General features: G+C 54.1%; 18 protein-coding genes. 12 read left to right on the forward strand and 6 right to left on the reverse strand.

What is annotated here, in order from left to right; all coding sequences use genetic code 11:
• The first annotated feature begins 16 nt into the window (after window positions 1-16).
• The gene (locus ACSV5M_RS20520; RefSeq protein WP_439178623.1) at window positions 17-1,225 is read left to right on the forward strand and encodes a DUF1552 domain-containing protein; all 1,209 of its coding nucleotides are present in this window, start codon (window positions 17-19) and stop codon (window positions 1,223-1,225) included.
• 89 nt (window positions 1,226-1,314) lie between these two features.
• Here ACSV5M_RS20520 and ACSV5M_RS20525 read toward each other — a convergent pair whose 3' ends face one another.
• Window positions 1,315-3,006: a carbohydrate-binding protein gene (locus tag ACSV5M_RS20525; protein WP_439178625.1), complete on the reverse strand. Its 1,692-nt coding sequence runs from the start codon at window positions 3,004-3,006 to the stop codon at window positions 1,315-1,317.
• A 294-nt stretch (window positions 3,007-3,300) separates the two neighbouring features.
• Here ACSV5M_RS20525 and ACSV5M_RS20530 point away from each other — a divergent pair, with 294 nt between their 5' ends.
• The 6 genes from ACSV5M_RS20530 (at window position 3,301) to ACSV5M_RS20555 (ending at window position 8,778) form a co-directional block, all read left to right on the forward strand.
• On the forward strand, window positions 3,301-4,224 hold the full coding sequence (locus ACSV5M_RS20530; protein WP_439178627.1) for a sigma-70 family RNA polymerase sigma factor: 924 nt from the start codon (window positions 3,301-3,303) through the stop codon (window positions 4,222-4,224).
• 2 nt (window positions 4,225-4,226) lie between these two features.
• Complete coding sequence (locus ACSV5M_RS20535; RefSeq protein ID WP_439178628.1) at window positions 4,227-4,595, forward strand: DoxX family protein; 369 nt, start codon at window positions 4,227-4,229, stop codon at window positions 4,593-4,595.
• A gap of 205 nt (window positions 4,596-4,800) precedes the next feature.
• Window positions 4,801-5,622: a glycoside hydrolase family 11 protein gene (locus tag ACSV5M_RS20540; RefSeq protein ID WP_439178629.1), complete on the forward strand. Its 822-nt coding sequence runs from the start codon at window positions 4,801-4,803 to the stop codon at window positions 5,620-5,622.
• Window positions 5,623-5,800: 178 nt separating this feature from the next.
• Complete coding sequence (locus ACSV5M_RS20545) at window positions 5,801-6,853, forward strand: type III polyketide synthase (RefSeq protein WP_439178631.1); 1,053 nt, start codon at window positions 5,801-5,803, stop codon at window positions 6,851-6,853.
• A gap of 9 nt (window positions 6,854-6,862) precedes the next feature.
• Entirely contained in the window at window positions 6,863-7,594 is a 732-nt protein-coding gene (locus ACSV5M_RS20550; protein WP_439178633.1) for a methyltransferase domain-containing protein, read from the forward strand.
• Window positions 7,591-8,778 (forward strand): NAD(P)/FAD-dependent oxidoreductase, encoded by a 1,188-nt coding sequence (locus ACSV5M_RS20555; RefSeq protein ID WP_439178635.1) that lies wholly within the window; start codon window positions 7,591-7,593, stop codon window positions 8,776-8,778. The genes ACSV5M_RS20550 and ACSV5M_RS20555 overlap by 4 nt, the downstream gene beginning before the upstream one ends.
• Window positions 8,779-8,824: 46 nt before the next feature.
• Here the strand turns inward: ACSV5M_RS20555 and ACSV5M_RS20560 are convergent, their stop codons facing one another.
• The 3 genes from ACSV5M_RS20560 to ACSV5M_RS20570 form a co-directional block, all read right to left on the reverse strand.
• Entirely contained in the window at window positions 8,825-10,357 is a 1,533-nt protein-coding gene (locus tag ACSV5M_RS20560; protein ID WP_439178636.1) for an FAD-dependent oxidoreductase, read from the reverse strand.
• A gap of 110 nt (window positions 10,358-10,467) precedes the next feature.
• On the reverse strand, window positions 10,468-11,406 hold the full coding sequence (locus ACSV5M_RS20565; RefSeq protein WP_439178637.1) for an alpha/beta hydrolase: 939 nt from the start codon (window positions 11,404-11,406) through the stop codon (window positions 10,468-10,470).
• Between the two features lie 362 nt (window positions 11,407-11,768).
• Window positions 11,769-12,170 carry a RidA family protein gene (locus tag ACSV5M_RS20570; RefSeq protein WP_439178638.1) on the reverse strand — a complete coding sequence of 134 codons (402 nt, stop codon included), beginning with the start codon at window positions 12,168-12,170 and terminating at the stop codon, window positions 11,769-11,771.
• A 158-nt stretch (window positions 12,171-12,328) separates the two neighbouring features.
• Between ACSV5M_RS20570 and ACSV5M_RS20575 the strand changes: the two genes are divergently transcribed.
• Window positions 12,329-12,913, forward strand: a complete 585-nt coding sequence (locus tag ACSV5M_RS20575; protein WP_439178639.1) for a TetR/AcrR family transcriptional regulator — start codon at window positions 12,329-12,331, stop codon at window positions 12,911-12,913.
• A 53-nt stretch (window positions 12,914-12,966) separates the two neighbouring features.
• Here the strand turns inward: ACSV5M_RS20575 and ACSV5M_RS20580 are convergent, their stop codons facing one another.
• Window positions 12,967-13,578, reverse strand: coding sequence for a TetR/AcrR family transcriptional regulator (locus ACSV5M_RS20580; RefSeq protein ID WP_439178640.1), 612 nt, complete (start codon window positions 13,576-13,578; stop codon window positions 12,967-12,969).
• 118 nt (window positions 13,579-13,696) lie between these two features.
• On the opposite strand from ACSV5M_RS20580, the gene ACSV5M_RS20585 reads away from it, so the two are divergent.
• From ACSV5M_RS20585 to ACSV5M_RS20600, 4 genes are all read left to right on the forward strand, one after another.
• On the forward strand, window positions 13,697-14,608 hold the full coding sequence (locus tag ACSV5M_RS20585; RefSeq protein ID WP_439178641.1) for an SDR family oxidoreductase: 912 nt from the start codon (window positions 13,697-13,699) through the stop codon (window positions 14,606-14,608).
• Entirely contained in the window at window positions 14,598-15,635 is a 1,038-nt protein-coding gene (locus ACSV5M_RS20590; protein WP_439178643.1) for an alpha/beta hydrolase family protein, read from the forward strand. Before ACSV5M_RS20585 ends, ACSV5M_RS20590 begins: the two co-directional genes overlap by 11 nt.
• A 51-nt stretch (window positions 15,636-15,686) precedes the next feature.
• Window positions 15,687-16,055, forward strand: coding sequence for a hypothetical protein (locus ACSV5M_RS20595; protein WP_439178644.1), 369 nt, complete (start codon window positions 15,687-15,689; stop codon window positions 16,053-16,055).
• Window positions 16,056-16,191: 136 nt separating this feature from the next.
• Window positions 16,192-16,569: a hypothetical protein gene (locus ACSV5M_RS20600; RefSeq protein ID WP_439178645.1), complete on the forward strand. Its 378-nt coding sequence runs from the start codon at window positions 16,192-16,194 to the stop codon at window positions 16,567-16,569.
• Window positions 16,570-16,745: 176 nt separating this feature from the next.
• On the opposite strand, the gene ACSV5M_RS20605 is transcribed toward ACSV5M_RS20600, so the two are convergent.
• Window positions 16,746-20,318 (reverse strand): discoidin domain-containing protein, encoded by a 3,573-nt coding sequence (locus ACSV5M_RS20605; protein WP_439178648.1) that lies wholly within the window; start codon window positions 20,316-20,318, stop codon window positions 16,746-16,748.
• Window positions 20,319-20,518 lie beyond the last annotated feature (200 nt).

Here is a 20,518-nt window from a genome sequence, read left to right on the forward strand (position 1 = left end):
ACTTGGAGTGAATACCATGAGATATAAAGATTGCTTCGACAAAGAACGCAGAGATTTCCTCAGGGTTGTCTCGCATGCCGGGATCTCGGCAGGACTGATCAGGGCCTCCAGCGTGTTGGCTGGTGTGATGCTGGCGCGCACTGCTGAAGCGCAATCCGGCACACCCACCAAGCACTGCCTGGTGTTCAACGGCGGTGGCTGCCATCCAAACCGGTGGTTCCCATCCGGTGGCACCCTGCCGGCCCAATCTGCCCCTTTGCAAACGCATTACAGCCGGATTGCCATGCTGCGCAATGCTTCCTTGAGCGGTGCCGGTCACGGCGTGATGTTCCACCGTTTCAACAACGGCAGCTGGGGCGAGGACAGTTTTGATGTAAACCTTGGCCGTACCATCGGTGCAAACTATCCCGTGAAATACCTCAACGTAGGTACCACAGCGGAATCAGCACTGAGCCGGGAAGGCTATACCGGCAAACCGATCATCACCAGCCCACAAGCTGCACTCGATGTGCTCTTTTCTGGCGGTGGCGGCGGTGGTGGCGGTGGCGGAAAAGCCCCACGCCAGTCTGTGGTGGACCTGCATTACGCAGCCGTTAACAGCTTGCGCACCAAACTCGGACAGCATGAAAAAGAAAAACTCGATAGCCACTTCACCGCAATTCGCGAAATTGAAGACGCCATCGATACCGGCGGTGAAAACCCCGGCGGCTCGTGCCCACAACCGGGCAACACCTCGGTTACCGGTTTTGATGCGACCGCCAAGTTGCATGCTGACATCGTGACCCTGGCGTTGAGCTGTAACTTATCTGCGTCTGTGTCCATTGCCTTCGGTACCGACGCACACACCCACTTCCTGGATGTACTGGGTCGCGAGTCGCACCAATCGCACCACAACCAGGGCAACATGCCTAACGCCTACACGGAAGACATTGTTTACATGCAGGGCTTGACCAAATACCTGCTGGATAAAATGGCGGAAAGAGGCTTGTTCAGCTCAACTATCGTCACCCAGGTATCCGACATGGGCGACGCAGACTCACACGGTAATAGCAACGTGCCGATGTTAGTCGCGGGGGCTGGCATCAGCGGTGGCCGTGTTATCGACATCGGCGGCAAAACCCAGTCCGAGCTGTATCAAACCCTCGGCTTGAAGCTGCGTGCAGACCAGAGTCCGAACGGCGGTTCCTTCCGCAACTGGGCCAGCTCAACCATCGCTGGACTGTAAGAAAAGCGGTTGAGTCAGCAAGGAAGCTGAACAACCGTTGCAACAGACACAAAAAAAGCCCCTTCAGAAATGAAGGGGCTTTTTTTGTTTTATTGATATACCCGGATGTAATCCACGTACATGCGCTGGGTGGTGAAGTTGGCGTGATTCGGGTCCCCGGGCCAGTTGCCACCGACAGCGACGTTGAGCAGGAACCAGAAGGGTTGATCGTAAACCCATTGGCCGTATTGCTGCACCTGGGCGCGGGTCACACTGTAAAAGTTAACGCCATCGGCGTACCAGCGAATGCCGTTTGCATCCCACTCAACCGCATAGATCTTATAAACGGAATCAATACTGGTGCCGTGGTTCAAGTGCCCGGTGATGGGGGTATTGCCTGAATAGCCAGGGCCATGCAAAGCACCGGAGGTGGTGTTGTTGGTGCCGACGTGCTCCATGATGTCCAGTTCGCCGTTATCCGGCCAACGAACACCATTATTGAAGCTATCACCCATCATCCAGAACGCCGGCCAGATACCCTGGGCGCGCGGTAATTTCATACGGGCTTCCATCCGTCCATATTGGAAAGATTTCTTGTAGCGAGTAATCATACGTGTGGAGGTGTAGCCACAATTACCGCCCCACCAGCAGGGGCCACCGGTTTCCTTGCGCGCTTCAATGACCAGCACATTGCTGTTGGCTTGCGGGTCAAACTGGATATAGGCATTGCCGCCATCGGTGTAGTACTGCAGCTCGTTGTTGCCCCAACCGCCACCACCGGTTTCAAAGCTCCAGATATCCTCATTGATGGTATTGAACTCATCACTCCAGGTTACGGTGGGATTGGGATCAACCGGACCGCTGCCCCCGGGGGTAACTTTTACCCAGTTAAGATTCCAGCCGCCCGTCGTGGCGTACACACCAAAGCTGTGGTTGCCCGCAGGAATGTTCACATCCAGCGAGATGGTTTGCCAGGTTTGCCAGCCACCCGTCGCCGGAACAACCAGTTGACCCAGCGCAACGCTGCCGCCATTCAGGTCGAAAGAGACAACGCCGCCGGTACCACCGCTCGCTACACGCGCCTCAATTTTATAGTTACCGGCTGTGGCGATATTCATGTTGTTGAACGACAGCCACTCGCCGGAATCAATCCAGCCTACGTTAAAACCACCGCCGGTATCGGTCGTGGCTTCAATGTCTACATCGCCGGTGCGGTGTTGGCCACCGGTATTGCCCGGGGTGTTATCACTCGCGTTAGCGTAGTCTTCAGCTTCAAAGTGGTGCCCGGTGACGGGCGGCTGCGCAGGGGTGACTTCAATCCAGTTGAAGTTCCAGCCACCGGTGGTCGCATACACCCCCAGGCTGTGAGTTCCCGCCGGAAGTTGAACTTGCTTTTGCACGGTTTGCCAGGTTTGCCAGCCACCGGTTGCCGGGATATTGATAGTCCCCAGGGGAATGGCACCGCCATTCAGGTCCACCGAGAGCGTGCCGCCCGAAGCACTGGCTACACGGACGCGGATGTTGTACGTGCCTGCCGTCGGTACCGATAAATTCGCGTAACTGAGCCATTCGGTGGCGACAATCCAGCCAACATTATGGCCACCGTTCGTGTCCGTCGTCGGCTCAATATCGACGTTGCCTGTGCGATAGGCACCACCGGTATTACCAGCGGTGGTATCAAAGGCATTGGTGTAATCTTCGGCCTGGAATACAACCGCCGAAGCGCCACTGGTTATACACAGCAAGCTGCCGCATGCCGCTGCGCATAACGCTTTTCGGACTTGGGATAATGTTATTTTCATTAGTTTCTCCAGAAGTTAACAGTAAACACAGAAGTGCATCCGGGAGACTAATGAAATTGTTAACTGTACGTCTGCTCATTTTCCGCGAAAACGTGACATGGCACGTTCGATTAACAGACAACGCACATTCCCACTTTAGGTCGTGAGTTGTACAAACGCGCTGATTCACCCTATTTCTCTACAAAGGTATAAAACTTCGTACAAACTGTTTTTTCTACCTGCCTGTCACATTTCATGGCGCTGATTCGTCATGGATGTTGAAACAAACAAAAAACCCCAGGGGCTCTATACAAGATGGCAAAACAGGACGGATTAACACAGCGCTTTGAAAGTGCTCGACACCATTTACACAGCGTGGCTTATCGTATGCTGGGCTCAAACAGTGAAGCCGAAGATGCCGTGCAGGAAGCCTGGCTTCGGCTGAACCGCATCGGGTCGGACGGCATCGACAACCTCGGCGGCTGGCTCACCACCGTTGTTGCCCGCGTGTGCCTGGACATGCTCCGTGCGCGTAAAGCGAGCACTGCGGAATCCCTGGAGGATATGCTGTATGACGCGGCGGATGACGGCAGCGGCGATCCCGAAAGTCATTTTTTGATCGCCGATACACTCGGCCCCGCCCTGTTGTTGGTGCTCGACACCTTAACGCCCACCGAGCGCATCGCATTTGTATTGCATGATTTATTCGACCTGCCCTTTGATGAGATCGCGCCCATTATTGATCGCACCGAAGCCGCTGCGCGTCAACTCGCCAGCCGCGCGCGCCGGCGTGTTCGGGGTGGCACCACACCGCAAGCAAACAGCCCGCGGCAACACGCGGTAGTGGTCGCTTTTTTAGCAGCCTCCCGTGAAGGGAATTTTGATGCGCTGATCAACCTGCTGCATCCGGACATTATTCTCCGTGCCGATGACACCGCGATTAAAATCAGCAGCGCGAATAAGGCCAAAGGCGCACCGGCATTTAAACCCGAAATCACCGGTGCAAAAAATGTGGCCGATACCTTCAAAGGTCGCGCAGCGGGTGCGCAGCTTACGCTGGTTAACGGCGCTGCCGGCGCAACCTGGGGCATGAATGGAAAAACTGTGGTGGCCTTCTGCTTCACGGTAAAAGACGAAAAAATTACCGCTATTGATGTCGTGATGGACAGAAAAACCCTGGACACCTTCAGTATCAAAGCGATTGTTACCCCAGCCATCCCCAACAACAACGGAGTTTAAACATGAATATCTTTCTATGGGTTCTTCAAGTCCTGCTCGCCTTGCACACCATCATGGGCGCGGTATGGAAATTTTCTCACTCCGCCGAACAAACCATGCCCTCACTGAAGGCCATTCCCACAAGCCTGTGGCAAACACTGGGTGGCCTGGAACTGGTGATCGCGCTGTGTTTGATCCTGCCTGCGTTTTATAAACCCCTGGTCGTGCTGGTGCCTATTGCGGCGATCTGTATTGCGATAGAAATGCTGCTCTTTTGCGGACTGCACATCGCATCGGGCGATAACAGCTACCACGCCATCGTGTATTGGCTTGTTGTTGCCGCCATTTGTGCGTTTATTGCCTATGGCAGGTTGGTTTTACGGCCGCTATAAAGCAAAACTGAACGCGTATAATGTAATCGTTGATTGATTACAAAAAGCTCACGTTTCTTTGCACGTGTTTACATCAAGCATCCGTAGTGAATCTGGCAGACAAACCTTGATAACTACCTGGCATTGAACGCGTTCTTGAGCTTTAATTAATCCTACCCGGATTACCAATAAATAAACGGACCACCGACAAACAGAGGATTACCGCGTGAAAAATTATTTTTTAAAGACAACCCTGTTGCTGGGCCTATGCGGTCTATTGAGTTGTGCAGAAGAACAGAAAGTCGCAGACAAAAACGAAGAGGCTGTTAAGAACCCGGCAACCAGCTCCATAGAAAAATTCAAAGCCTATACCCAAAAATTTTCTGAAGCCGCCGTCATTACGCAAAATCATGCAACCGGCCATATCGGTGATTTTTTCTTTACACATTGGAAAGACGGGGGTTCTGCATCCTTATCCTTGAACACCGACGGCGCCTTCAGCGTGAGTTGGGAAGGCGGTGGCTATAACTACGTGGGCGGCCCGGGGTGGCATTTCGGTGATAAAGACAGAGTCATTGGCTATCGCTTCAACGAAGACAGCGGCGCAAGCTATATCACGTTATACGGGTGGGGTTACGACAAAAATATGTCTGCCGCTGATCCCGCACATTTGGTCGAATACTACATCTTGCAACGCTGGACCTACGACCCGAGCAAAGATGGCACCTATGGAAAAACGTTTATCAGTGACGGTGTAGAGTATTCCACTTACCGCTCAATACGCGAAGAGAAGCCATCCATAAACGGCCCGTCCACTTTCTATCAATACTGGAGCAAACCCTCCGAGCAACGGCCACTGGGTGAAGATCATAAGATTATCTTTGCTGACCACGTGAAAGCCTGGGCCGATACTGGCTGGATTATTCCCGACATGAACAACTTTAATGCGAGTGATGACCCTACATACCAGGTTATGGCCGTTGAAGTTTTCAATCCGGCAAACGACGGTACTGCTTCTGGCCGGGTCTGGGATGCAGCGCCTCGCTGAGGCCTGCGATTTTCGCCATAATCATCTCGCTCATATGCGCCAGTCATCGGGCTCAATGCCATGACTGGCCGATATGAGCCCAAGGATACAGAAGCGGTAGAAGCTCGCGAATCCTGTGAAACTATTTCCTGGCCCATCATCCAAACCTTATGCCTCGCGTCGTAAGGAACCCAGGAAAATGCCTTCAGCTTATATCAACAGCATCGCCACCGCCGTGCCGGATTTTGATGTACATGACAAGTTCATTGATTATTGCCCGCGGCTGTTACCGGATGAACGCTCGCTCAAGATTTTTCAGCGGATGGCGGAAAGATCGCAAATCGAACACCGGTATTCATTTCTTGCACCTCACACCGACAAAGACAAGCTGGACGTGGAAGGTTTTTATCAACAAGACGCATTTCCCTGCACACAAGCGCGTATGGCATTTTACGAACACCATGCGTTTATTCTCGCGAAGCGTGCACTGGATCAACTTGATCTCACTGATACCACGCATCTGATCACCACCACCTGCACAGGATTTTATGCACCGGGGCTGGATCACCAGCTGATTCGCCATTACGGATTGCGCGATGGCATTGAACGCACCACAGTGGGGTTTATGGGTTGTTATGCTGCGATCAACGCACTCAAGCTGGCGCGACACATTGTCCGGTCCGAGTCCCGGGCAAAAGTGGTGGTATTAAATCTTGAACTTTGCACACTGCACCTAAAACCCGGCGGCACGCTTGAAGAAATTTTATCCTTCGCAATTTTTTCTGATGGTTGTGCCGCAAGTATTGTGTCGGCGCAACCGACGGGAATTGAAGTACAGGGTTTTGAGGCCGTGGTACTTCCGCACACGGAAGACTTGATTACCTGGCGAATTGGCGACAACGGTTTCGATATGTACTTGTCAGGGCAAGTACCTGGTGCCATCGCCAGCCATCTCCCTGCGGTAATGAACACGCTGTTACATACATGCACACGCGATGACATCGAATACTGGGCTATTCATCCCGGCGGTCGCACGGTGCTGGATGCGGTAAAAACCGGTGCAAAACTTGAGGAACAGCAGCTGAGAGACTCCCGCGAAGTGTTGAGAAAATTCGGCAATATGTCCTCGGCAACCATAATGTTTGTACTGCAGGCTATGCTGGAAAAATCAACGAGAGCCGGGCAAGGGCTGGCTATGGCATTCGGCCCCGGACTCACGGTAGAAAGCATGCGTTTTGCGCTACAGGAATAACACTGGGTCATGCGCGATTTCAGTCAACGCAGCGATGAAACCGAATTGATGGACGAAGAAAACATTTCGTTCGAGGAATTTCATGATTGTCTTATTGGACTGGAACGGATCAACCAGTTAACCCTGGCCTACCGCCCCACGCTGCAATGGCTTAGCCCCTGGTTTAAGCGCAACGAACCCTTGTATATTCTCGATGCCGCCACTGGCGGTGGAGACATGTTGCGCCAGATCGCCCGGCGATGGCCTGCTCGTGTTATTGGGGAAAAACACAACCAGTTAGTTGGTGTGGACCTGAATCCCTGGGCAAAAAAATCTGCCGCTTCCTGGCCCACGGTTTCCGCAATTAGTTATGAGACTGCCAACATTTTTTCGTTTGAGCCGGAGCGGCCTGTCGATCTTATTATTTCTTCGCTCTTCACCCATCACCTGACTAACATGCAGATCGTCGAGTTTCTACGCTGGATGGATCGCCGTGCACGTAAGGGTTGGTTTATCAACGACCTGCACCGCCATCCACTTCCTTATTATTTCATCAAGACAGCTACGGCATTATTCAGCCGTAACCGATTAATTCGCAACGATGCTGCCGTGTCAGTCGCCCGTGCGTTTACCCGCACTGACTGGCAACATCTGATACACGAAGCGGGAATTGCAGGGCAAGTGCGCATTCAATGGTATTTTCCGTTCCGACTGTGCGTGTCCTGTGATAAAACAATCCGGAAAACAACGGCGGCAACATGATGCGCGACGAAACCATCATTATCGGCGGTGGGCCAGCGGGCGCAGCAGCAGCCATTCATTTGGCCCGCCGCGGCATGCCAGTGCGCCTTCTGGAACGGCAAGCAGGTCCGCATCATAAAGTGTGCGGTGAATTTATCAGTTACGAAGCAGCGCATCACCTCAAAAATCTGGGTCTGGATTTACCGGCACTGGGCGCACAACCGATCCGCCGCGCGCGGTTTTATAACGGCGAACAAGATTTACATTTTGCTTTGCCATTCACTGCATGGAGCCTGTCACGCCGCACCCTGGATTCCGCGTTGCTTGACCAGGCGAAGGTTGCGGGCGCCAGCGTGGAACTCGGTACTGCTGTTCGAAAATTGTCGCGCGCAGGCAACGGATGGGAATTAACAACGCAAAAAAAATTGGCTCCGGTGACTCAGCGAGCCGTGCGGTCAGCAAAGACCATCTTCCTTGCTAATGGCAAACACGAATTGCGCGATTGGCAGCGGCCACTGCAAAAAGAAACGGAAGAAAATGCGCGGTTTACCGGGAATCTTTTTATTGGCTTCAAGATGCATCTTTTCCCCGGCAACCTGCATGACTGGCAGGAGGCTGTTGAGATTCATCTGTTCGATGGCGGTTACGCAGGCCTTGAGCCGATTGAAAATGGGGTCGTGAACCTGTGCTTTCTGATCCGGCAGGAGATTTATAAAACCTGTGGTGGTAGCTGGCCTGAAGTACTCCGTTGGCTCGCCGACACCTCATCGCACCTGCGCTTACGTCTCGCCGGGTTAACGCCGCTGTGGCACGAGCCTCTGGCAGTCGCCGGCATCCCTTATGGCTTTATCGCTTCACCTGCTGATGCGGTGCCGGACTTATTTCGGCTGGGTGATCAGGCCGCCGTCATTCCATCGTTTGCTGGCGACGGCATCGCTATCGCTCTGCATACCGCAACACTCGCCGCGCAGATTCATGGCATAAATGGCGATTCATCGGCCTATCACCGGCGAGCACACGAAGATCTTGCTCAGCCCCTGCGAGCTGCGCGACTACTTGCCAACTTGCTGGCCCATCCGCAGGGACGAAACATAGCCTTCACCGTCGCAAGGTTGTTGCCCGCCCTGATGCGGGAAAAAATACTAAGCGAATTAATCATGCGAACGCGGGTAAGCTTGCCCGACGAGTTGGTCGCAGGAGCCTGAGATATCCTCGTCTTCGCTTTGTTGTCAGATATTTTTTCCAACGCATCTAGTTACCTGCTTTACTTAAGGGCGAAGTGGCCGGGCCATGTAACACATCACCGCTGGTGCTAAAACGGGAGCCGTGGCAAGGGCAATCCCACGAGCGTTCGGCCGCATTAAAATGGACGACGCAACCCATATGCGTGCATTTAGCGGAAAGCGAGTGAAGGCTTCCCTGTTCATCGCGATACACCGCCAGTTTATGAATACCTTCACGCACGATAGCACCTTCGCCGTGCCGGATGTCCTCAACAGATTTCACTTCGCCGGCGCTTAACCATTCACTGTATTTCATCGCCACGTCGGCCTGTTCACTGAAAAACTCGGCGAGACCGTGGGTAATTTTGCGCTTCGGACTGTAAAGCGCTTCCCATTTGTTTTCGCGCCCGCAAATCAGATCCGAGATGATCATCGCACCGATGGTGCAATGGGTCATACCGTTTCCGGAATCGCCAGTGATGATGTAAGTATTTTTGTCGCCCAGCGGATTGCGACCGAGATAGGCCAAGCCGTCTGCAGGCTCCATGACTTGTCCGGACCAGCGATACTCCACTGAGAGCGCCATGGGAAAACGCTCGCGCACCCATTGTTCGAGTTGGTCATAACGATGTTGCGGGTGTTTATCATGGCCGGTCTTATGATCCGCTCCACCAACGACAAGAATATCGTAATCCGGTTGTTGGTCATCTTCAGCAAGACGGACATAATAATAAGGATCCCCGGTATCCCAGAGCAGCACACGCGGCACACTGCCCTTCGGCACACGTACACCAACCACATAAGTCTGGTAGGGTGCCTGTTTGGTGTGCGTGAGCATGGTTTCTTTGTTGAAGGGTGTATTGGTTGCCACCACAACAGCGGCAGATGAAATATTGCCGCCCTGAGTGTTAACCACATGGCCGTCGTCGTTGTGAGTTATTGCTGACGCGCGCGTACCACAAAAAATTTTTCCGCCACGTTTGACGATAGCTTTAGCGAGCCCGTTCAGATATTTCATCGGATGAAATTGGGCGAGGCGCTGAAATTCAATGCAGACCCCTGAATCAAAACTCAACCCGGGAACGCGCTCCAGTTTTGTTGACTCAGCGCCGGCACGCTGCGCTGCCTGAAATTCATTTTCGATTTCCTCATGCCCTTCCTTAGCCAGCGAAAACAGATAACCAGGGAGCCGCTCAAAGTGGCAATCAATCGCTTCACTCGCGATGATCGACTCCACCAGATCAGTGGCTGCCTTGTAGCTACTGGAGATTTGCGCCGCCTGCTCGGTCCCAAATGAATCCTCAAGGCTGGCATACCATTCGTCGGGCGGGAAAAAGTGCGCCGTGGTGCGACCTGTTTCGCCTGCGCCAATTCCGATTGCATCGATCACGACAACGCTTTTTCCGGCGCACGCCAAAAGGTAAGCCGTAGTAAGTCCGCCGATGCCAGCGCCGATAACACAAACATCAGTCGTCGCATCGCTTGTCAGCGCAGGAAATGGCGGCGCCGTTTCGGTCGCCAACCAGAGGGAACGGGACATGCCATTGGAATCCGGCTGCATAGCTTTCTCCTGTCATTGCGCGATCAACGTTGTGTCGCAACAATGTAACGAGAGGCAATGTCCCTTATCGGTCTGCTGCCGAACATTAAGCGTTCGACAGCAGTGTTTCTTTAGGACTTGAGAAAACCATTGACGTCGAGCCAATGCATAAACGCATCAAACCATTTATTGCTGGTGCGATCAGGATTGCCCAAACCAAATCCATGCCCGCCGTTTTGATACAGGTGAAACTCCACCGGAATCTTGGCGTCGTACCAGGATTTTATAAGGCCAAATTCACCGTGAAACAGGAAATCATCAACCGCAATAGCCGCAAACATTGGCGGCGCATCTTTAGGAACCTCAACCGCATTCATACCACCGTAAATCGGCGCGATAAATGCCAGGTCGACTTTTTTGGATTGCAGCGTGGTTGCCATGGTTAAACCTGCACCCGCCGAGAACCCCATCATGCCGATTTTTTTCATATCGACATTCCATTCATCCGCGCGACTTTTTATCAACGCATAAGCAGCTTCTACATCCGCGAGCTGATTGCTCAGGTCGCCGTGCATTCTTCTGCGTGGTTGATCCGTTTTACTATCGCTCGAATTTTTTTCGGCTTCTGCAAAACGCTGATTCATTTGCTTTTCAAAATCTTCCAGCGTTGCAGCGGTCGGCTGAAGTCGATATTTCAGTACGAATGCATTGATGCCGCGCGCAGCGAGCGCCTCTGCAACTTCCCAGCCTTCGTTACCCATGGAGAGCCACATGAATCCACCACCCGGCGCAACGATAACGCTGGTGCCGTTGGCTTTTTTCGGGTCAGCGAGAAATGGCGTGAGTGTGGCTTTGGTAATATTTCTCGCCATGGGATCGCCCCACTGACGGAACCAGGATTCTTCTGCCGGCTGCCCGTCTACCCCACCGGTATTCAGCGGGATCGCCCCGGGCTCTTTGGGCGCATCGATGGGATACATTTTTCCATCCTGGGCAAAAGCGGCCAGGCTACCCAGCAACATGAAACTCAGGGTCAGGAATTTTAAAGCGCTGATCAATTGCCGTTGCATACATTTTTCTCCTAAAAATTATTAATTTTGTTATCAACATCGTTCCATTTATCGATGGATATAAACTGCGGGAAAAATTAATTCGCAGAAATAAGCCACGCAAAAATAATCACGACATGCGCAAGCCAAGCGGTGAGGAAACATTCGTCAGCTTTTTATTTACTTTTAAAAATAAAAAACATTCTATTGATGAAATGCATCATCTTGCTGAGGCGGTGCCAGCGAAAATGTATATTATATGACAACTGTAAAGCAAGGCGATCGGGTTGCACGCGGTGTAAAGAAAGATAAACAGCTTTTTGTATGCTGTGCGAAACGATGCAATTCGCCTGCACCATGCCGTTGATGCAGGCGAAAATTTTTTATCCGGCGTGTGGCACGCGTGCAATCACTTTGAGTTCAACATCAAAGCCCGCCAGCCAGTTAACACCAATGGCGGTCCAGTTCGGATAGGGTGCTGCGCCGATATTTTTTTCTCTCACCGCCATAAAGGTTTCAAATTGCGTTGCGGGATCGGTATGGAAACTGGTGACATCCACAACATCCGCAAATGTGCAGCCTGCCGCTTTCAATACATTTTCCAGATTGTCGAAAGCCAGTTGCACCTGACGTTCATATTCCGGCTCGGGTGTGCCATCCGCCCGGCTTCCGACCTGGCCGGAAACAAAAAGCAGGTCGCCGGATTGTATAGCGGCGGAGTATTTGTGTTGTTCATAGAGCGCATGGCGCTCGGCGGGAAAAATTGCCTGGCGTTGGTTCATCATTAAATTCCTCTGGAGTGAGACTGACTTGCCAGTCGTAAGGGTACGCAATAGTTGAGATGTTCAGCCGGCCGGACTAACATACGCAGCGTATGTAAAAATATTAAACACATACGCGCCGTATGTAAATCAAAAAATGCATTTATTTCCGAGAAGTTTTTATGAAACGATCCGAAAAGGTTGAGGAGACTCGCCGCAAGCTTATCCAGGCTGCACGTAAAGCCTTTGCAGAAAAGGGGTACGCCGCGGCGTCGATGGATGACATCACCGCATCGGTGGGTCTCACGCGCGGGGCGCTCTACCACACCTTCGGCGATAAAAAAGGGCTGTTGATGGCGGTGGTGGATCAGATCGACACCGAAATGGCGTCCCACGCTCATCACCTGGCGGGCGAGGCAGGCAGCTTGTGGGATGGGCTGGTAGCGGAGGGTGTAGCCTATATTGAGATGGCGCTGAACCCCGAAGTGCAACGCATCGTATTGCTGGATGGCCCGGCGGTGCTGGGCGATCCTTCGCAATGGCCGAGCCAGAATAATTGCCTGCAGATGACCATTCACACCATCGAAAAGCTGATTGAAGAAGGCACCATCAAGCCCGTAAACGCCGAGGCGGCCGCGCGGCTGCTCAACGGCGCGGCCTTGAACGCCGCCTTATGGATCGCCGCCAGTGATGATCCCGAGCGCGTTGTCGACAACGCAATTGAAGCGTTCAAGTGGATGTTGGATGGATTGCGCATCTCTCGCTAATCATCACACAACTCGTCTAAACGTGACCGGCCTTAATCACCTGGCAGCCCTCGTTAAAGCTCGTTTTTCAAACTCTCGAAAGCATCCAGAAGAACCTTGGCCATCGGCTTTCGCAGGCCGGGTTGGCTGTGCCATGTCTGGGTCGTTAGCCTCGCAGCACCAATGGCCACAATGGCCACCATCCGCAATGCCGTGCGCCGTTCCGGCTGCCGCCAGACTTCACACAAGGTTTTAAAAAGCGCCTGTTCCTGTTCCATGTAGTAGGTGTGTTTGCGTGCTAACAGTGATTCGCTTGAGCGCATCAGATTGTCGATGGCGGTCATCTGCTCAGTTGGATAGCGCGCGATATGCTCCACCATCACATTGCATACGGCATCCAGCGGCGGAATATCCGGCGATACCTTCAGGATGTCGGCATATAGGCTCGCCCAACTGGCATCCTGCCAGAAGAGGATGATGTCGTCCTTCGATTTGAAATACGAGAAAAAGGCACGACGAGAGATGCCGGCTTCTGCGGCAATAACATCCAGCGTCGTGCTTTCGTAACCGTTGGCGAGGAATAAACGCCAGCCGGTTTCGGCGATGCGCTGGCGGGTTTCGCGACGCTTGCGTTCGCGTAAGCCTTCTGCGGGCATAGCGCCCGCAGGGGGTAGAGTTCCCGACATTTCAGATAAACCTGCAGATAACCTGTTGCATTTATGCACTCAGTGCAACAATATATGCACTGGGTGCTATTTTTTGTGCACCTAGGTTACCCCTCTCTCCTTGTATCAGGCAACAATCATGAATTGGACAATTTCCGATATACCCCCTCAATTCGGTCGAACAGTGGTCGTGACGGGCACGGGCGGCCTCGGATTTCAGGATGCACTGGCGCTGGCACGAGCCGGTGCGGATGTCATCATTGCCGGTCGAGATGCATCCAAAGGTGCGGCAGCGGTCGATCAGATTCGTCATCTGGTTCCTTTCGCGCGCGTCACATTTGAAGTTCTGGATCTTGCTGCTCTCGACTCTATCAGCGCTTTTAGCCACAGATTGCGTAATTCCCGACACAGCCTCGATCTACTGATTAACAACGCGGCCGTCATGACGCCACCGAAACGTCGCGTGACGCAGGACGGATTTGAATTGCAGTTTGGTACCAATTATCTGGGCCATTTTGCGTTGACCGCGCAGCTATTGCCGCTGCTGCGTCAGGGCAACGACCCGCGTATTGTCACCCTGTCAAGCGTTGCCGCCCGAGGTGGTGCTATTCATTTCGATGACTTGCAGTCAGAGCACCGCTACCAGCCTATGGTCGCTTACAGCCAATCGAAACTAGCTTGCCTGATGTTTGCCTTTGAATTGCAGCGCCTTAGCACTGCTGCGGGGTGGGGTATTCAGAGCATGGCAGCACACCCGGGAATTTCACGCACGGATTTGTTACCCAACGGCGCGGGTGCGCGCAGTGCCGCCGCCATGGCTCGTCGCTACTTGTGGTTTCTGTTTCAACCGGCAGACCAGGGTGCTTTGCCAACCCTCTATGCCGCCACCTCGCCCCAGGCGCAAGGCGGCCACTATTACGGCCCCGACAAGCTCAGCGAAACCCGAGGTTACCCCACCCCGGCCAGAATTCCTCCTCAAGCACTGGAGGCGGATGCGGCAAAGCTATGGCGGGTGTCCGAAGCGCTTACCGGAGTGACTTATGGACACTAATCGCCCTTTAGTACAGGCTTCCAGACGCGCCAGGGAAGTGCCAGTAAGCCGCCGACAAATGAATGCCATGCTACTGGCCGGGTTGGCAACATTGGCCATGCCGACTGTTGCGGGAACTGCTCAACACCCAGCACCGCCGTATCTGATCACCGATTTCGACTGGGTTGATCGGACCCGCTCGCGCCCGGTACCCACACGCCTGTATTGGCCAGCCACTGGGGTAGCCGAACAGTCGGTGCCCCTGGTGGTGTTTTCACACGGGATCGGGGGCTCACGGGAAGGCTACAGCTACCTCGGTAAATATTGGTCCGCCCGTGGCGTGGCGAGTCTGCATATCCAACATAGTGGCAGTGACAGAGCCCTGTGGCGAGGCAATCCATTCGCTGTCGTCAGCCGATTACAGGCAGCGGCGCAGGAACAAGAGGCTATCGCACGCGCCGCTGATATGCGTTTTGCACTGGATAACATTCTGTCAGATGCGTCCGGTTATCAGGCTGCTGCGATAAACCCTCAACGTCTGGTCGCGGCAGGTCACTCCTACGGTGCCAATACCACGCTGCTTACTGTTGGCGCGCAAGTCGTAAGAAACGGTCAGACGATAGACTGCCTGGACGCACGATTTGCCGCTGCGGTTGTTATCTCCGCGCCGCCGTTCTACGGCGAGTCCGACTTGGCTGCGATTTTAAAAAATATCACGGTTCCAAGTATTCACATCACTGCCACAGACGACGTGATTCAAATTCCCGGTTATCGCTCGGGCGCCGAAGATCGGCTGGCCATATTCGAGGCCATCACCAATCCACACAAGTTGCTTGCTGTGTTCAGGGGCGGTTCTCACAGTATGTTCACAGATCGTTCCTTCACCGGCGGTTTTTCACTCAACCCTAAAGTCAAACTTGCTACTGCGGATCTCGCTTTGGCGTTTCTGGCGTCGACGTTTGACGGCGACGATAGTGCTCTTGATCGGTGGCAGACACAGTGGCAACCCATCCTCGCAAAGACACAAGTGAACGATTGGCTGGGATGACGCCTAGCCGTTTTCTTACATCGCCCAATCAGATCAACATGAGAACTCACCATGCATAAATATTTTATTTACGCGGCCTATGGCTGGCTCGCACTTACCGGCGTGTTGCATTTCAGCGTCGATGTGGTTTCCCAATATGTGCGCGGCATGCGTGCACCCGGCCTGGAGACCACGCTTTACTATGGGCTTAACTCTGCCTTTTCCTTGGGAAAGGTGGCGTTTGGTTTGTTGGGACTTTATCTGGCGTGGCGTGCAATGGACCTCGTCAGCGAAGCACCTGTGTTACTACTGTCTATTGCCGCCGCATTTGGATGGCTCGCGATTACGTTTCTGTTTATCGAATATTGGCAACCCAAGCTCAACGCCGGCATCTTTTGCGCGCTTATTTTGGCTGCCTTTATGACGCGTGGATCGCAATAGAGAATTTGATCGCGGTGCCCGTGTCGGGTTACGCCGCGGTGCGGCTAACGCGACCTACATGTGCGTTGATGTTTTGGCGAACTAAATTTTTTTTGGGGTTTCTTTAGTCAACCTGTGTTGATTAAGGAGATCCCCGATGCTCGCTTGTTTCCTCTGGTTAGCCCTCGCTACGCTGTGCGTTCAAGTCCCCAATTTACTCGGTATTCACGAACAACATCAGGATGGCCTCGTGTCGCTGGTGGATGCGTTGAAGATTGCGGGGATGTCCTTGCCGTTGATTTTTATTGCGACGACGGGCTTTGCGATTTATTACGGGCGCGGTGATAAATTTTTCAGTTACCCGGCGATGGTGATTTATGCGCATATTTTTGCCCTGATTGTTGGGGTGGTCATCCAAGTGTTTATTTTGAAAGCCAAGGAGACGAATGTCGTAGAACTGGTGGGAATTGGTGTGTGTATAACAGGATTGGTGATCTCGATTTATAGCAAGGAAATTATGGCGTTATTAAAATAAAAAAAGGGCAAACACCTTGCGGTGCTGCCCAAGCAAACGAGGCCGTGATTTCTTTTGGTGGTGGGTGTCGGATTACGGCTGCGCCTAATCCGACCTACGGGTGGGAGTAACAGTAGGTCGGATTAGCCGATAGGCGTAATCCGACAATCCGCTCAATTACCCATCAACTCCACCAATTAATTCCCAAACACCCGCACTTCAAAGATCGAATAACCCCAGGTGTTCCCCGCACTGCGCTGGGTCGCGTTGATGCGTACATAGCGATAACTGCCGGACAGGTTTTTACTGTCCGTGCGCGCACCAAAAGTACCGCCGGTGTGGGTGGCGAGGTTGGTCCAGCTGGTGCCATTGTTGGAACCTTCTACGGTGTAATTAGCCGCATTCGCTGCTTCCCAATCAATCTCGACCTTGCTCAGGTTGCGCGCGGTGCCCAGGTCAACCCGCAACCAGCTGGGGCTAACACCGTGGTCGGATTCCCAACGGGTGCCGCCGTTGTTGTCGATGGCCAGGGCGGCTGGCTGGAAATTGCTGCTGGCCGTCGCGGCGGCAGGCGTTAACACAGCGACGCTGCTGGCACTGCTGGACGATGCGCTGTCGCTGCTGGCGAATACACGCAATTCCCAGATCGAATAACCCCAGCTGTTGCCCGCACTGCGCTGGGTGCCGTTGATGCGCACATAGCGATAGCTGCCGCTGACGGTTTCCACGTCGGTACGGCCACCAAAGGTGCCGCCCGTGACGGTCTTCAATGTGGTCCAGTTGCTGTTGTCGTTGGAGCCCTGGATGTCGTATACCGCTGCGTTAGCCGTTTCCCAGTCAATCTCCACCCGCGCCAGGTTGCGCGCAGAGCCCAGGTCGACCCTCATCCACGAGGGATCAACACCGTGCGCCGATTCCCACCGGGTGCCGGCATCGCCGTCCACGGCGTTACTGGCCGGTGTCAGCGCCGTGCTGGAGAAAGTCGGGCGACCATTGGATACCAGCACCACACTGCCATTGCTGGACGAACTGCTCGACACCGAGGAACTGCTGGAGCTGGGCACGCTACTGGATGATGAGCTGGATTGGCCACTGCCGGTAAAGGCGACGGCGAGTGTGTGGCTTGCGGAGATCCCGTTGAAGGTATAGCTGTTCAATGGCCCTTGCGACACGCCATCCACAATCACATTGGCCACGGCGCGCCCGGCGGGCGGCGTAAAGGTGTAGGTCGCCGAATCAGTGCCGTTGCGGTTGTAGCGCACTGTGCCCGCAGGACTGATGGAGCCACCCCCATCCAGCGCGATGGTGTAGATACGGTGCGGCATATGGTCGATAGCCATAAACTGCACGTCGGACACCTCAACCAGTTGCCCGGCCGGCGGACGGAAGTGCAGCGTAAAGTCGCGCTGGCTCACCGGCGGCTGGCTGGCAAAGTTGGTGAAGCTCTCGTAGACGCCGTCGGTGGTGCTGGGCGTCCAGCTCATCAGGGTGTTGCTGCCGTAGGTCACGCGGAATTGATCCAGGCTGCGCGGTGCGGAGTTATCACCCGCGACCAGCACTTCCTTGATTTCATAGTGCGGGTCGATGCGAATGTTGACCGACTGGTCCTGCCCTTCAAACCCTTCGCGGCTGCTTGCCTTGTTGCCGGTCGCGCCGTCTACCGCACGTTGTGCTGCGCCCCACCACTCGGTTTCCCAGCCACTGCTGGCGCTGACAAAGTTGGTCGACGCAATGGCCGGCACCAGCGGATCACCGCTGCCGATATAGGTAATTTCGCGGATCACCACATCGTCGATATACACCGTTGCCGTGCCCATACTACCCATCAAAAATGCCAGGCGGCCGGGGTTATCGGCGGCAGTGAAATCGAGGTTGTAGGTGTAGGTATTCATTCCTGTACCCAGTGCAATAGTTTGCGTCAGGTAAGTGCCGGAGCCCGAAGGATTGAGCGCATTTTCCGCCAGACGCAGCTGGATATCGCGCGCGGCCGAGGCGCGGGCGCGGAAAGAAATCTGGTAACGGTAGTTGCGCTTCAAGCCGAAGCTGGAGGTGTGCATCTGGATTGAACCGCTGTTGGCGCCCTGATTCCCGGTGGTGATGCGCGCTTCGCCGCCCACAACGCTGTAGCTGGGTGTTGCACCGTCAAACGACTCGGTGCCCCAGCCTTCCAGACCGGCGGTGAAGTTGCCGTTGGAGAGCATGTTCACTGTGCGATCCACCTGCGCGGTACCGGCGGGTTTCGAGTACACATTGGCCACATCTTCAAAGGCTTTGAATTCCAGCAGCCAGATGGAATCGGATTTGTCGATGCGACCTTTGGTCACCAGCTTGATGTAACGGTAGGTCTTGTTCACATCAAAGGTGTGGGTGGCCCAGCCGGTGGCGTCCTGATCCGAAGTCAGGATGTGCTCCCAGGCACCGGACGAGGTCTTGCCGTAGATGTCGTAAGACTTGGGCAGGTTCCAGGCCCACTCGATCCAGAAGTACTTGATGTTCCTGTCGCTGCCGTAGTCGATCTCCACCCAGTGGAGGTTGTCGTCCTTCGGCGTCGCCCACTTGGAACCCACGTAACCGTCGGCGGCGTTGTCCGGCGCGTTATCGCGGAAGTCAGTCGGCGTACCGGGCTTGTCGTAGTCATCGCCGGTCACCGCCACCGGCGCGAGCCAGCCTTTCAGGGGGTAGAAGCCGTCGGTGTTGTTGCTCTCGCGGAAGAAGCTGTACTTGCTCTCGTCGATGTAAGGGTAGCTGGCATCCGTGGGCGGCAGCGGCCAGTGGGCCACATAATCCACCAGGAAGTCAGTCCCGGCGCGGCCGATGTTCTGGTTCATCGCGGCGGTGTCGAGGTATTCATACTCGGTTACCCCATTGACCACCCGCGTATAGCCGGTCTTGTTGGCCACATTGGGGTTGGTGGAGAAGGCGTTGTAGTTGCCCACGTCCGGCCATTCGACGTGCGTAATCGCGTGGTTGAGGATCATGCGCATGGGCGTGACATAGGGGAAGGGTTGCTCCTCGCCCATATTTTCGCGGGACCAGGTGTAGGTCTTCACGCCGTTCACATAGTACTCAACATACTCCGGTGTTTTGATCACGCCGTAGGTCACGTACTGGTTGCTCGGGTTGATGCCGAACTGGCTGTAAGTTACCGGATTAGGGTTGCCGCCGTAGATGGCGTAAGGCGCGGACCAGTGAGTCTGGGGAATGGTGTTCACGTTGTTGCCGGTGAACTCGACGATGTCCAGCTCCTGGCAGGCAGTCCAGCCCACGTCGGGGAAATTACCCAGCAGCCACCAGGCCGGGAATTCAGCATTGCGCGCCGGTGGCATCTTGATGCGCGCTTCGAATTTACCGAACACGAAGGTCGTGTCGTCAGTAATTTGTGACTCAATACGGCCCGCGCGGATAAAGATCGGTTTGCCCTCCCCCGCGACACCGCCATAGTAATCCTGGATTTCGCCGTCCATGTAACGGGCTTTCAAATTCAGCACCTTGCCATCCAGAGCCGCAGGGTCGTCTTGCCCTACGCGGAAAGTCCAATCCGGTGCGGGATACTCCACGTCCTGATAATCAATGTCTTCGCCGTTGACGAAGATGTTTTGTTCCACCAGCCATTTACTGCGGTCGATGGACGAGCCGTTGAAGTGATCCACAAAGCTGGAATTGACATTCGGGTTGGTCCACCAGGGATCGTTGTACTCCGTTGCCAGGGCGGCACTGGAGCACAAGCCCAGAGCAACCAGCAGCAGGTTTTTGGTTTGTTGGTTATTCATAGTGTCTCCACATTATTTTTTTAAGGCGAACGAAGTCCTTGCGCGTTAAATAGCGCAAAAAAAATCGGCAAGCCGTTGCGGAATGGTTCGTACAGCGAAGCAAAAGTTATTGTTATTGCTCGAGTAGATACCATCTCTCCGATACCACCACAAGCAACCCATCAGGCCGCTTGTGGTGAGTATGCTGTTTGATGCTTGAG

The sequence above is a fragment of the Cellvibrio sp. ARAG 10.3 genome, from assembly GCF_051846955.1.
GTDB lineage: Bacteria > Pseudomonadota > Gammaproteobacteria > Pseudomonadales > Cellvibrionaceae > Cellvibrio.